10 protein-coding genes and 1 rRNA gene are annotated in these 14,154 nt (G+C 40.3%); all 11 read right to left on the reverse strand.

The window, feature by feature from the left end; translation table 11 throughout:
- A 16S ribosomal RNA gene (locus BM137_RS10740) occupies positions 1-159 on the reverse strand; the annotation flags it as partial.
- Positions 160-754: 595 nt separating this feature from the next.
- On the reverse strand, positions 755-1,951 hold the full coding sequence (locus BM137_RS10750) for an AI-2E family transporter (RefSeq protein ID WP_244887694.1): 1,197 nt from the start codon (positions 1,949-1,951) through the stop codon (positions 755-757).
- A gap of 283 nt (positions 1,952-2,234) precedes the next feature.
- Positions 2,235-3,734: a lysine--tRNA ligase gene (gene lysS / locus BM137_RS10755; protein WP_092481175.1), complete on the reverse strand. Its 1,500-nt coding sequence runs from the start codon at positions 3,732-3,734 to the stop codon at positions 2,235-2,237.
- Between the two features lie 274 nt (positions 3,735-4,008).
- A complete protein-coding gene (gene cysK, locus BM137_RS10760; RefSeq protein WP_092481176.1) occupies positions 4,009-4,938 on the reverse strand; it encodes a cysteine synthase A in 930 nt (309 codons plus the stop codon).
- Between the two features lie 370 nt (positions 4,939-5,308).
- Entirely contained in the window at positions 5,309-6,184 is an 876-nt protein-coding gene (hslO, locus tag BM137_RS10765; protein WP_092481177.1) for an Hsp33 family molecular chaperone HslO, read from the reverse strand.
- A gap of 118 nt (positions 6,185-6,302) precedes the next feature.
- The gene (gene ftsH, locus BM137_RS10770) at positions 6,303-8,516 is read right to left on the reverse strand and encodes an ATP-dependent zinc metalloprotease FtsH (protein ID WP_092481178.1); all 2,214 of its coding nucleotides are present in this window, start codon (positions 8,514-8,516) and stop codon (positions 6,303-6,305) included.
- 83 nt (positions 8,517-8,599) lie between these two features.
- Positions 8,600-9,139: a hypoxanthine phosphoribosyltransferase gene (hpt, locus tag BM137_RS10775; RefSeq protein ID WP_092481179.1), complete on the reverse strand. Its 540-nt coding sequence runs from the start codon at positions 9,137-9,139 to the stop codon at positions 8,600-8,602.
- 14 nt (positions 9,140-9,153) lie between these two features.
- Positions 9,154-10,551 (reverse strand): tRNA lysidine(34) synthetase TilS, encoded by a 1,398-nt coding sequence (tilS, locus tag BM137_RS10780; RefSeq protein WP_092481180.1) that lies wholly within the window; start codon positions 10,549-10,551, stop codon positions 9,154-9,156.
- Positions 10,552-10,743: 192 nt separating this feature from the next.
- Positions 10,744-11,598, reverse strand: a complete 855-nt coding sequence (locus BM137_RS10785; protein WP_092481181.1) for an SDR family oxidoreductase — start codon at positions 11,596-11,598, stop codon at positions 10,744-10,746.
- Between the two features lie 629 nt (positions 11,599-12,227).
- Entirely contained in the window at positions 12,228-13,163 is a 936-nt protein-coding gene (locus BM137_RS10795; protein ID WP_092481183.1) for a D-ribose ABC transporter substrate-binding protein, read from the reverse strand.
- A 19-nt stretch (positions 13,164-13,182) separates the two neighbouring features.
- The gene (locus BM137_RS10800; RefSeq protein WP_425248187.1) at positions 13,183-14,154 is read right to left on the reverse strand and encodes an ABC transporter permease; all 972 of its coding nucleotides are present in this window, start codon (positions 14,152-14,154) and stop codon (positions 13,183-13,185) included.

Consider the following 14,154-nt stretch of genomic DNA (forward strand, 5'->3'; position numbering starts at 1 on the left):
CCGAATGTTATCCCCCGCTTGTAGGTAGGTTACCCACGTGTTACTCACCCGTCCGCCACTCTTCTTTCCCGGTGCAAGCACCGGTAGGAAGCGTTCGACTTGCATGTATTAGGCACGCCGCCAGCGTTCGTCCTGAGCCAGGATCAAACTCTCATATAAAGTCGTCACCCGAAGGTGACTGCTTAATGATGCTTGAAGCTCATTAATTGATTGCTAGCGAATAATTATTCACTAATGTTGTTGTTTCGGCACTTGCCGAAACTCCTTACACGTTTGGTTCGTCTTACTTTGTTTAGTTTTCAAAGGTCTAATTTCGTGTTGCGCTGTCGTTTTGACAACTTCTAAATAATACCAGATGTTTAACTGTTCGTCAACAACTTTTTTACACTTTTTTTAAAAATGTTTTTTTAGAATTTGTCGTTCTGTCTCAGCGACATGTACTAATATACCACCCTGATAAGGTTTCGTCAAACAAATTCTTTCATTTTTTTTACTTTTTTCAGATTTCTGAACATTAAATTTAAAATCTGATTTTTTCTCCCTTTTTCTTTTATTTAAAACGAATAATCCTATTCTGGTACAACTCAACATTCGTTTATCTCTTTTAGTTCGCAGTGAATGGTCAATTTGTTTATCTATCCAATACTATGTATTTTTACTCAATTGAATTGATTACCTGATTATACAGAAAGAAGGAGCAGCCTCTGCTGCTCCTTCTGCATCTATTATATTGTGCTAAAGCACGCTTCAGTCTTTATTTACTCTCTTCGTCTTCTTGATAAGTACTTGGAGAGAATTCTACGTTTTCGTATTCGCCCGCTTCATCAGCGTAGTAACGATTGTATCGTTGTTTGAATTTGCGGAAGATGAAGGTAACAACGACTCTACTGATCGCATAAATCGGAACTCCTAGTATCAACCCGACTAACCCTAATAGTTCACCTAGTACCAGCAAAACAATAATGATAGTTAATGGATGGATTTTCAAGTTTTTCCCCATAACGTTTGGTTCAACAAAATTTCCATCTACAAATTGTACAACTAGCCAAACAATGATCAGTTTAACTAACATGAACCATGAGGTAGTTAACGCAATAATAACTGCGGGAACCATGGCCAATGTAGCACCGATATAAGGTATAACGCTTGTAACGCTTGTAACACTGGCTACAATAGCTAATATTCCTGCATAGTCCAACCCAATAATAGTAAAACCAATAAACATCATAATACCAAGGAATAATGAGATCGTTAGTTGACCTTTGACATAAGATCCTACTTGGTCTGCAATGATTAATCCTAAATCACGAGTTTCTTTACGATATTTCGGCGGAATGACTTTCATCACATAGCTGAAGAATTTTTTGTCGTCTTTCAATAGGAAGAATAAGATAATTGGGAAAGTTACCATGATCACAACAAAATTAGACACTGTAGAGACTACCGTAGATATTCCTGATACAGCAGTTGTCAGATAATCAACAATATTGCTAGGTAATTCTCCTATCCATCCGTTAAACCATTCAATCACATTGTTAGCTGTATCTTCAAAAACTGAATTGTCCGTCCACCCCATAATAGTTGCGCCGATGTTGTCCACATATTCTGGAAAAGCTACTACAAACTGAGTCACTTGTTCGCTAATATAAGGCACCACCAAAAATATCAACCCTACTAAAGCACCAATCAATACTAAAAACAGAAGAATAACTCCCCACACTCGTTTTAAACGATGCTTTTCCAACCAGTCAATTAGCGGGTTGAATAAAAAATAAGTCAACACAGCTAAAATGACTGGTGCTACTATAGAAGAAAAGAAAACCAGCAGCGGTTCAAAAACAAAACTTATCTGATCATAAATAAAAATCAATATTCCAATCATAATGGCTACTCCTAGTGTGAACAACAGGTTCTTTCCACCCAGAAAGGAAATATACTTCGAGTCTTTCATAGTTTATACACTCCTCATCTTTTATGTCTATTCTATACTTAAAGGAGAGCTCTTGAAGAAACGCACCTGTCTTTTCTTTACCTTCTCTGATTTGAAGTTGGTACAGACAATGCTTCCATTATTATGTACGTCCGTTGATAGTCATGACGTTTGTTTATCTTCATTAAGTACTTCTCCTTTACATGCATTATACTATGTTTCTTTATGATCTGTGAACAAATCACCTTATCCTCGTAACCGCAAAAAAAATAACCAAGACAAAAGCGTCTTGGTCATTTATATTTTATAGATTACGCATAGTTGGGAATAACAGTACGTCTCGAATAGATTGTGCATTTGTCAATAACATGACTAAACGGTCAATTCCTATTCCAAGTCCACCTGTTGGAGGCATACCGTATTCTAATGATTCGATAAAGTCTTCATCGATTTGATGAGCTTCGTCGTTTCCTTGTTCGCGCTCTTTCATTTGTTGTTCGAATCGTTCTCTTTGATCGATTGGATCGTTTAACTCACTGAACGCATTTCCGTATTCATTTCCAACGATGAATACTTCGAAACGATCTGTGAAGCGTGCGTCTTCAGTGTTTTTCTTCGCTAATGGTGAGATCTCAACAGGATGTCCGTAAACAAATGTTGGCTGTACCAACGTTTCTTCTACAAATTCTTCGAAGAATTCATTTACCACATGACCAAATTGGCTATGCGCTTCAACTTGAACATTGTGTTTTTTAGCAATTTCGCGCGCTTCTTCATCGGTCATTTCTTGCCAAAAATCAACGCCTGTTTGTTCTTTGATAGCATCAACCATATGGATTCTCTTCCATGTAGACTCTAAGTCGATTTCGATTTCATTGTACGTGAATTTCCCAGTGCCTAGAACATTTTGAGCAACTGTACGAATCATACCTTCAGTTAAGTCCATTACGTCTTCATAATCTGTGTATGCTGTATAAACTTCTAACATCGTAAATTCTGGGTTGTGAGTTGTATCCACACCTTCGTTACGGAATACGCGTCCGATTTCATAAACACGTTCCATTCCACCTACAACCAATCGTTTCAAATGCAATTCCAAAGCAATACGCAAATACAATTCCATATCCAACGCGTTGTGGTGAGTAATGAACGGACGAGCCGCTGCTCCACCAGGAATGTTATGAAGAGTTGGTGTTTCTACTTCGATGTAGTCTTGGTTATTCAAATATTTACGAACTTCAGCAATGATTTGGCTGCGTTTCACGAAACGGTCATAGCTTTCTGGATTACTGATCAAATCTAAATAACGTTGACGGTAACGTTGCTCTACATTTGTTAAACCATGATATTTGTCAGGCAATGGACGCAATGCTTTAGACAATTGAGTCAATGAAGTCGGCTTAACCGTTACTTCTCCAGTGTTGGTTTTCATCAATAAACCTGTAACACCTACGAAGTCCCCTAAGTCAGCACTTAGAAATGTTTCATAGTCCTCTTCGCCAACAGCGTCTTTACGTACATAAACTTGGATTTGGCCTTTGCGGTCTTGCAAGTGAGCAAACCCAACTTTACCTTTACCACGTTTCGTCATAATACGTCCAGCAACCGTTACTTCGATTTCTTGTTCTTCGATTTCTTCTTTGGATAATGCATCATAAGTTTCGTGTAGTTCTTTAGATAAATGTGTACGTTTGAATTTGCCACCAAACGGATCAATATTACGGTCACGCAACGTTTGCAGTTTCTCACGGCGAACTTGCAATTGATCATTCAATTCTTCTAAATGCGAATTTTCATTGCTCATTAGTTTCTCTCCATTCTTTTTAGCTTCTCAGCTCTCTCTTTATCATGCCAAGAGTGCGCAAAAAAAGCAAGGCAATTAGTGACTTAACCCCCTAACGCCCTAACTTTTTCGTTTAACATACTTAACGATTTTCATACGATATATGATAACACATTTGCATACAGTTTGGAAAGAACCGTTATTTTGAAGAATGTGTGACTTATAGTTAAGTTAAGTCAAACTTCAAAAACAAAAGAGGCAAAACCTATATGGCTTTGCCTCTTTGTCAATCTTTTTATTGTTCTACGTTAAAAACTCCAGTAGACAGGTAGCGCTCACCATTATCCGGAGCAACCGTTACAACTCGTTGACTACTTTTCATTGTTTTAGCTACGTCAATGGCTGCTTTGATCGCTGCACCAGAAGATGGTCCAACTAATAACCCTTCTTCTTTCGCCAGACGTCTAGCCATTTCGGCTGCTTCTGCACTCGTTACTTTTACTACTTTATCATATAAAACAGTATCTAATACATTTGGCACAAAACCAGTACCGATACCTTGGATTTTATGCGAACCAGGATCTTCACCACTTAACACAGCTGATTCCGCTGGTTCAACGGCATAAATCGTAATATCTGGGTCAACATTTTTCAAGACTTTACCAGCTCCTGTCAATGTTCCACCAGTACCTACTCCTGCCACAAAAGCATCAGGTGCTTCACCATTGAAGGCTTCTAAAATTTCTGGACCAGTTGTTGCTGCGTGAACTGCGGGGTTAGCTAAATTATCGAACTGCATTGGCATAAAGTAGCCGTCTTGTTCTGCCAATTCTTTTGCTTTAGCAATAGAGGCTTTGATACCGTCAGCTCCTGGAGTTAACAATAATTCTGCGCCATAAGCTTGTGCTAATTGACGTCGTTCCATGCTCATTGTGTCAGGCATGACGATCAATACTTTGTAACCTTTAGCAGCACCAATCATAGATAAACCTACACCTGTGTTTCCACTAGTCGGTTCTACGATAGTATCGCCTTTTTTTAATTTACCTTCTTGTTCAGCTACTTCGATCATATTTAATGCGATACGGTCTTTGACACTTCCGCCCGGATTAAATGATTCTAATTTCACATATACTTCCGCAGCATCAGGTGGTGCCACTTTTGTTAATCTTAATAGAGGTGTTTCTCCAATCAAATCTGAAATTGAATGAACTACTTTTACCATATACGTAAAGCCTCCTAATTTTCGCTATTCTTCTTACTTTTTGTAGGGTTCTCCCAATAAGTTTAACGCTTTTATTTTTCAATTGCAACAATTTAAAATTCGGCAAGAGAATTTAGCTCAATTCCTTTTGCGTGACGAAATTGAGCTGCTATCCTTCAAAAGGGAACGCAAATATTCGTTGCGTTACATTAACGTACCTTTTCTGCCCAAAACGGAACGCAACCTACTTTTGCGTCCCTTTTTTTCACTTTTCACCCCAATTACGGCACGCAAATCACCTTGCGACCAGCCAAATCCTCTAAAAACAAAAAAAACTGCTGAAAAGCACCCTCATTAAGGGTCTTTTCAACAGTTTATAGAATGCTTATTTTTAAGCGTTCGCTTTTAAGTCTTCTAATTCTTGTTCTGAGTAGTGGTATTTATTTCCACAGAAGTGGCATACCGCTTCAGCGCCATGATCTTCAGTAATCATTTCATCGATTTCTTTTTTACCTAAAGAAACGATTGCACCAGCAAAACGATCTTTAGAACAGTCACATTCAAAAGAAATTGGCATTTTATCCAACACTTTTGCATTTCCTTCACCGACTAAACGATCAAGGATTCCTTCAGGAGTTTCTCCGTTTTCCATCAAACGAGACACCATTGGGATGTTTTCGATAGCTTTTTCGATAGCTGTGATTGTTTCTTCTGTAGCTCCAGGCATAACTTGAATCATGAATCCTCCAGCTGCTTTGATTGACTCATCAGTGTCTACTAATACACTCAAACCAAATGCTGATGGTGTTTGTTCACTGGTTGCCATGTAGTACGTAAAGTCCTCAGCTAATTCTCCACTGATCAACGGAACTTGTCCAGAAAAGGCTTCTTTTAATCCTAGATCTTTCGTGATCGTCAATGTCCCTTCAGTACCTACAGCACCTCGAACATCGATTTTTCCTTTTTCATTCAACGGAAGGCTTACTTTAGGATTGGCAATGTATCCTTTTACCGTTCCTTTTCCGTTACTGTCAGCAACAATGTGTCCCGTTGGACCGTTACCTTCAATTTTAACCGTTAATTTTTCATCGCCTTTTACCGTTGCTCCTAGTAAAAGAGCTCCTACCATCGTACGACCTAATGCTGCTGAAGAAGCACTCCATGTGTCATGACGACGTTGAGCTTCTGCAACTGTTTCAGTAGCATCGATTGTAAATACACGGATTTGGCCATCATAACATACACTCTTTAATAAATAGTCTGACATTCATTTCCCTACTTTCTATTCGTTTGCATTCTCATTCAGTATGAAAGAGGGTTGCGGAATTTCCCGCAACCCTCTTCCTTTTTGTAAGGACAGTATACCATCCTACTTTATGCTTTGTCTACTGTTTAGGGGAATCTTGTTTGTCCTCTTCATCAGGAACGTCATTGCCTTGAGTTGTCAATGCCGTGTCGTCACCTTGTGAAGATTCCTCTTTTTCATCTTCGCCTAATTCTTTTTTAGCTTCTTCAACAAGTTTTTCAGGATCTTCCTGTGCTTCTTGTCCTTGAGCTCTCGCTTGCTGCTCACGTTCTTTTTCTTTTTGTTCGCGAGCTCTCTTGATTTCTTCAAAAGATAAACCTTCTCCTTCACGTTTTTCACGTGGGAACTCTTCGTCTTCTGTTACAGGAGGCATTTCCCCTGTTTCAAATAGACTCTTGATTGTGCGTTCATCTAATGTTTCTAATTCAAGCAGTTTTTCAGCGATCAATTTCAACTCTTGTGCATGCTCTTCAAGAATTCTGCGCGCTTCAGTGTGCGCTTCATTCATGATCGCCAATACTTCTTGGTCGATTTGGTAAGCAATTTGTTCAGAGTAGCCTTTCGTACTTCCGTAGTCACGTCCCAAGAATACTTGGTTGTTTCCTTCGTATTGTACGGTACCCAATTTATCACTCATACCATATTCTGTTACCATGCTGCGAGCCAATTGAGTAGCTTGTTGGAAGTCATTACTTGCTCCAGAAGATTTAGAGTTGAAGATCATTTCTTCAGCTACACGTCCTCCAAGCAATCCAACGATTTGTTCTGTCATTTCTTTTTTCGTCATCAAGAAGCGATCTTCTTTAGGTAACATGATAGCATATCCGCCAGCACGCCCACGTGGTACGATCGTAACTTTATGAACGACACGAGCATCATTCAATACCATACCAACGATAGTATGTCCCGCTTCATGGTAAGCAACCATAGAGCGTTCAGTTTTACTGATGACACGGTCTTTCTTAGCAGGACCAGCAATAACACGGTCTTGCGCTTCATCGATGTCTAATGCATCAATAGATTTTTTGTTTCTACGAGCAGCTACTAAAGCCGCTTCGTTCAACAAGTTTTCCAAATCTGCTCCGGCAAATCCTGGTGTTTGTCTTGCAACAACACCTAGGTCCACATCAGCAGCTAATGGTTTGTTTTTCGCATGTACTTTTAGAATAGCTTCACGTTCTTTAACGTCTGGACGACCAACCATGATTTGACGGTCAAAACGGCCTGGACGAAGTAAAGCCGGGTCTAATACGTCTGCACGGTTTGTTGCTGCAATAACGATGATTCCTTCATTTCCAGAGAAACCATCCATTTCAACAAGCAATTGGTTCAGTGTTTGTTCACGTTCATCGTGTCCGCCGCCCATACCGGCTCCACGTTGACGACCTACAGCATCGATCTCATCGATAAAGATGATCGCTGGTGCATTTTTCTTAGCTGTCTCAAACAAGTCACGTACACGGCTTGCCCCAACCCCAACGAACATTTCTACGAATTCAGAACCTGAAATCGAGTAGAATGGTACTCCTGCTTCACCGGCAACGGCTTTAGCAAGCAATGTCTTACCTGTACCTGGAGGTCCTTCTAGTAATACCCCTGCAGGAATACGTGCACCTAAATTAGCGAAACGTCTTGGATCTTTTAAGAACTCGACTACTTCTACTAATTCTTCTTTTTCTTCTTCTGCTCCAGCTACATCTGAAAAGCGTACTTTACTTGCTTTAGTATCAGCTTCTTTAGCTTTTGATTTTCCAAAGTTCATGACGCCTCGGCCGCCTTGGCCTCCGCCGCCTTGTCCGCTTTGTCCCATCATCATGTAAATGAAGAAGATAAAAATAACTAGCGGCAATACAGATATCAATAGCGTTACCCAAACGCCAGATGACTCTTCTTGTATTGGAGTTACTTCAATATTATTTTCTTTTGACAGATCCCAGATTTCTGAGATCATTGGATCATTTTGTAAAACAGTTGTCGTAAAGTTTGTTACTTCTGAATCGCTTGTTCCAAGAATCGGAATATCACTTTGTTCTGATTCCTCTACTGGCTGTTCATCACGGTATGACCCTGTGATGGTATAAACTCCAGCAGTTGGTTGCATGGTAAATGATTTGATTTCATTACTTTCCAATTGTGTTATAAATTCACTTGCGGAAATACCTTGGCTTTGCTCATTAGAGTTTCCTCCAGTTGCCCAAGATACGATTCCGATGATTCCGATAAACACTATGGCGTAAAAAATCCCATTTTTCAAGAATCCTTTTTTCACACAGTCGACCTCCCTTACTTTCATTCCATTTTTTTCATTATTTCCCTATTTATTGCGACTGAATCTACTTTATCATATCATATTTGACCATACTTGACCAAATCTTTTTACTCGTAAATCTCTGGTTTTAATACTCCAATATAAGGAAGGTTGCGGTAATGTTCGATGAAGTCTAAACCGTATCCTACTACAAATTCGTTTGGCACCAAGAAACCAACATAATCAGCTTCCAGTGGTACAACACGACCTTCTGGCTTGTCTAACAACGTAACGATCTTGATGGATTTTGCTTTGCGGTATTTGAACATATCAATGATGTAAGATAACGTACGTCCGCTATCGATGATGTCTTCCACGATTAAAATATTGCGTCCTTCTACATTCGTATCCAAGTCTTTCAAGATTTTGACCTCTCCAGAAGAAACCATAGCACTTCCATAACTAGAGACATCCATGAAATCCATTTCCAATTTCACGTCCATTGCTTTCGTCAAATCAGATAAAAATGGGATAGCGCCTTTTAAAATCCCAACTACAAGAGGGTTTTTGTCTTTATATTCTGCGCTCAATTCTGCTCCCAACTCTTGTGTTCTTTTCTGTATTTCTTCTTCAGACACTAGAATTTTTTCGATATCGTTTTGCATAATAGTAAGTTCTCCTTTTAGCTCTCATTGCCGTTTTGGCTATGAATTAGTATGTACTGTATTGTATCAGTTTCCCGCTCAATAGACAATCTTGAATCTTTGTATCCCAGAAAACAAAGTACTTTCCCCTCGGCATCACACACGACTCTCAATTCGTCTCGCTGCTCGAGCGGAACTTTTTGATCAATCAGCACATCTTTGATTTTTTTGGTTCCTCCCGTACCCTTCAGCGACATCCGGTCTCCAGGTTGGCGTCGACGAATCACCAGCGGAAGCTCGACACTGTCAGCATTCACCCACATTACCTTTTGATGCCCGATGTCTAAGAAAGTATCGGTTGTAAACAACCCTACTTTCCCTCCTTGCGGCAAATGAATCCATTCTCCTAAATGTAATTCTTTAGGTTCTTTCACTGAAACTTTGACTGATTCTGGTAAGGTAAAAAACAACGTATCATACCTTCGTTTCGCTATCCACTGTCCTGGTAAGTCAATTTGACCATTTGGATGCGGACTGATCAACAAGTCATGGACAGCTTGGATGTGCTGCCGTTGAAACAGGTGGTCTCCTTGTTGATAAACCATCATCAGCAACTCTTGCACGACCAATCGCTGAAGACTTTGATCCATTTCCAGATACCTAATTCGATCCAACTGAAGTCTTCCATCAGTCGTTTTCTTGCTGATGCGTTTCAATTGGCGTTGGACTTCTATTTGCGCAACAGCCAGAACATCTTGTAAATCAGTTGAAAAGTCAGAAAAATGCGGGACCAGTTGAGGATTTTCTTCTTTCAGCAGCGGAATCACTTGATTGCGGTAACGATTCCGGGTGTATACTGAACTTTGATTGGTCTCATCTTCAAAATAGTGCAGCTGCTGTTCGTCACTGTATTGGTACAGTTGTTCTTTTGTATAAGGCAATAACGGTCTCACCAACAGTCCTGATGAAAAAGATCGAACGGCTTTGATACCCGCCATACTTTCTAATGACCCACCGCGTACCAACCGCATCAAGATGGTTTCTATCTGGTCGTCTCCATGATGAGCTGTCAACAAATGGGTAGCCTGCTGCTCAGCAAATACTGTTTTAAAAAAGGCATACCGGAATTCACGTGCAGCTTCTTCAGTAGAGGCTTTAGGATGTTGGCTGGTTTCCCATTTGGTCATGAAAAAAGGGATCTCAGCTTGCTGGCAAAATTGTTCTAAAAAAACCGCTTCTTTAACAGAAGCTTCTCTGAGCTGGTGGTTGACATGAACTACTGCGAACCATGGTTTCAGCTCTTTTGGCAGCCGCTTCATCAAATCCAGCAGCACCATCGAATCGACACCGCCAGATACAGCTAGCAACATTCGGGAACTTTTCTTCCAATAAAATTGTTTTTGACAAAGCTGTAAAAAATCTTTAAACAAATCCATGGAACTAGCTCCTTTAAAAGATAATCTTATTTCTATTATACCCATAGAATACGAAGAATTTAAGAACAAATGCCCGAATTTTAAAATAAATTAAGATATCAGATTTTATTCTCTAAAAAATGGAGTTCAATCTCTACTTTCATTCAAAAAGAGGAACTTGATAATTTCAAGTTCCTCTTTTCAATCTATTAGTTAATAATCTTCCGCTTTTGTAGCAGGATCGATATCATAAGCTTTTTGGACCATTTCATTGCGTTGTCCCAATCCTTCATCGGTCTGCTTAGTCCATAAACTTTCTGCTTGCTCTTTCACTTGCTGGATCATGCTTTCAGGAACCACATTACGGTATTGCTTGGTTTCTCCTAAGATAACTTTAATCGCCGGTTCCACCACTTCTTTTGGATCATACTGTTCAAATGGAAACGAGATCTCTTCCATATTGAAAACACGTTCTGGATCTTCAGGCCAATCTTTCCATGTCTCAAACTCCCGATCGTTAAATCCTGTTAAATAAGGTCCTGGATTGATCGTTGCTACTTCAATATTAAATTCCTGCAGCTCTCTGCTTAATGTGTCGGCGAAAGCTTCCAAGGCATATTTCGATCCAGCATACGGACCAGAGAATGGATTCACCATCAAACCGGATACCGAAGAAGTAAAGACGATTCGTCCTTGTTTCTTTTGGATCATTTTTCGTGCAAACTTTTGCGTTAACAAAATTTGACTAATAGCGTTCACGTCAAATTGTCTGCGCAAATTTTCTTCAGGAATATCTACCAGCGAACCGCCTTCTTTGATAGCCGCATTGTTCACCAATACATCGACGTCCCATTCCCAAGCTTTTTTCCGGTCTTTTTCATTCGTAATATCCAACTTTTCAATTTGCATCGAGACACTTTTTTCTCGAGCTTCTTTTTCTAAAGCTGAAACTTGCGACATCGCTTCAACGCTGGCAATGACGTTTTTCCCCATCTCAGCTAATCGAAAGGCAATGTCTTTCCCGAATCCAGTACCTGCACCTGTAATCAAAATTGTTTCTTCACTCATCAATCTTTCCTCCTCTGCAATGCTCTTCCTGTCTACAGAGTAACAATATTCTTAAAAAAACTTCAACTATTTTGATTACCTCTTCTGTTTTATGATAACGATAATTTTTTTTAATTTTATCAAAAGTGATTAAGTTATTGTTTATTTCGGCCATGAGTTCGTTACTTTTTTTGCTCATGGCCGTTTGCATGACCAGTTTCGGCCATCAGCAGCTTATTTTATAGCGTCATGGCCGATTCTCATTTGTAGTCAGCCATGAGCGTTCTAACGTTGCTCTTCATGGCTGAAACCCCCACTTAGATCCATAAAATCTTGCCTACTTGAATAGAACGATGCTATCTGTATTGTTGCTTATAGTTTTTTAGCGGTAGACGGTGACGAGGAGGCAGTTCTTCGTCCATAAAGCGATCTTCATGAGAGCTCATGGACGGCTTTTTATTTTTTCCCGGCTATGAGCGGCAACGTTTCAGTGCTCATGGACAAATAGAGCCTCCGATACGGCCGTGAGCGACTAATCCTAATTGCTCATGGCCGAAACCCCTGCCTAAATCCACCAATTCAAACAACCTCAACCAAAAAAAGCACCGACAGCCCAAATTGGCTGTCGGTGCTCTCCTATCTATCCACTCTTATTCTTCATTTGTTACCAATTCTAATGGAGAAGCGATGTACTCTTCCAGTGTTTCACCAGCAAAGTAGTCAATAGCAGCTTGCATCGCAAGTTTACCCATCTCTTCTGGTTTTTGAGCCACTGTTGCACTCAATGTGCCTGCTTCTACAGCTTTGATGCCGTCTTCTGTTCCGTCAAATCCAACGACTTGAATCTCTTCTGTCAGACCTGCCGCTTGGATTGCTTCGATAGCTCCTAAAGCCATTTCATCATTTTGAGCAAAGACTGCTTTGATGTCTGGGTTAGCTTGAAGCATATTTTCCATAACCGTCAACCCTTCAGCGCGGTCAAAATTGGCTGTTTGGCTGTCGATTACGTTTAAAGATTCCTCAGCAACATTCGTAAATCCTTTACCACGTTCACGAGTAGCTGATGCCCCAGGTGTACCTTCTAATTGAACCGTTGCAGCATCTGCTCCTGAGATTTCTTTGATGTATTCGGCAGCCATTTCGCCACCTACAGCGTTGTCTGACGCTACTAAAGTCACGACTTGTCCGCCTTCACTTGAACGGTCGATCGTAATGACCGGGATTCCGGAAGCATTAGCCGATTCAACGGCTGGCGTGATGGCTGATGAATCAACTGGATTGATCAATAGAATGTCCACGCCTTGTTGGATCAAGTCATCTACGTCATTTGTCTGCTTAGCCGTATCGTTTTGAGCATCTACACTTTTGACTGTCGTACCGTTTTCTTCAGCTAATTCTGAGATACCTTGGTCCAAAGAAACAAAAAACGGATTGTTCAACGTTGAAATTGAAACTCCTACAACTAATTCTGAAGGGTCTTTTTCCACTACTTCATCCAGCGTGGCATTTTCGCCTTCCAATGTTGCTGCCCCGCACCCTGCTAAAAATAAAGTCGCTGCTGTTGCCAAACTCAATATTTTTTTCATGCTGGTCATTCCTCCACGATTATTTTTTATTTTTTCTGTCCAATAATACGGCAATGATGATAACGATCCCTTTAACCACTTGTTGGTAGAAACTTGAGATTCCCAGCAAGTTCATTCCATTGTTCAATGTTCCAATAATCAATGCACCGATCAATGTTCCTACGATTCTTCCGCGTCCGCCTGATAAGCTGGTTCCGCCAAGAACCACTGAAGCGATCGCGTCCATCTCGTAAGATGTTCCAGCTGTCGGTTGCGCTGAGTTAAGTCTTGAAGTGATAATGATTCCTGCAAGTGAAGCCATCAAACCAGATAATGCATAAACACCAATTTTGATTTTGTCATTTTTGATCCCAGCGATGAAAGAAGCTTTCTCATTTCCACCGATCGCAAATGTTTTCCGTCCAAATGTCATTTTGTGCAGTAAGACAAATAATAGAAGGAAACTGATGACCATCAAAACAACTGGGAAAGGAATACCAAATAAGTAGCCACGTCCAGCAAATTTGAAAATGAAGCTGTCGCCGATTCCTGTGATTGGGTTTCCGTCCGTGTACACAAGCGTTAATCCTCGGTAGATCGTCATCGTTGCTAAAGTAGCAATAAATGGAGCCATTTTACCTTTTGTGATCAACAACCCATTCACAGCACCCAGTACAGTTCCTAAGATCAAGCTCAATAACATAGCCAGTAAAGGATCCACTCCGGCAGCAATCGTTCCTGCCATCAACGCACTGCTCAATGCCAATGTAGAACCAACCGATAAATCGATCCCGCCTGTAATGATGACAAATGTCATCCCGAAAGCAATCAATGCATTAGTCGATACTTGTCTCAATAAATTCAATACGTTTGTCGGAGCAATAAACCCAGGGTTCATGATCGTTACTAATAAAATCAAGACGACCAATGCCAATAGCGGCCCTAATTTTCCGAGGAAATCTTTTGAGATGCGTGTGTTTTTATTTTCTTTCATTTGTTTTGTATCAATCAT

Source organism: Desemzia incerta, assembly GCF_900115825.1.
In the GTDB taxonomy this organism is placed as follows: Bacteria; Bacillota; Bacilli; order Lactobacillales; family Carnobacteriaceae; genus Desemzia; species Desemzia incerta.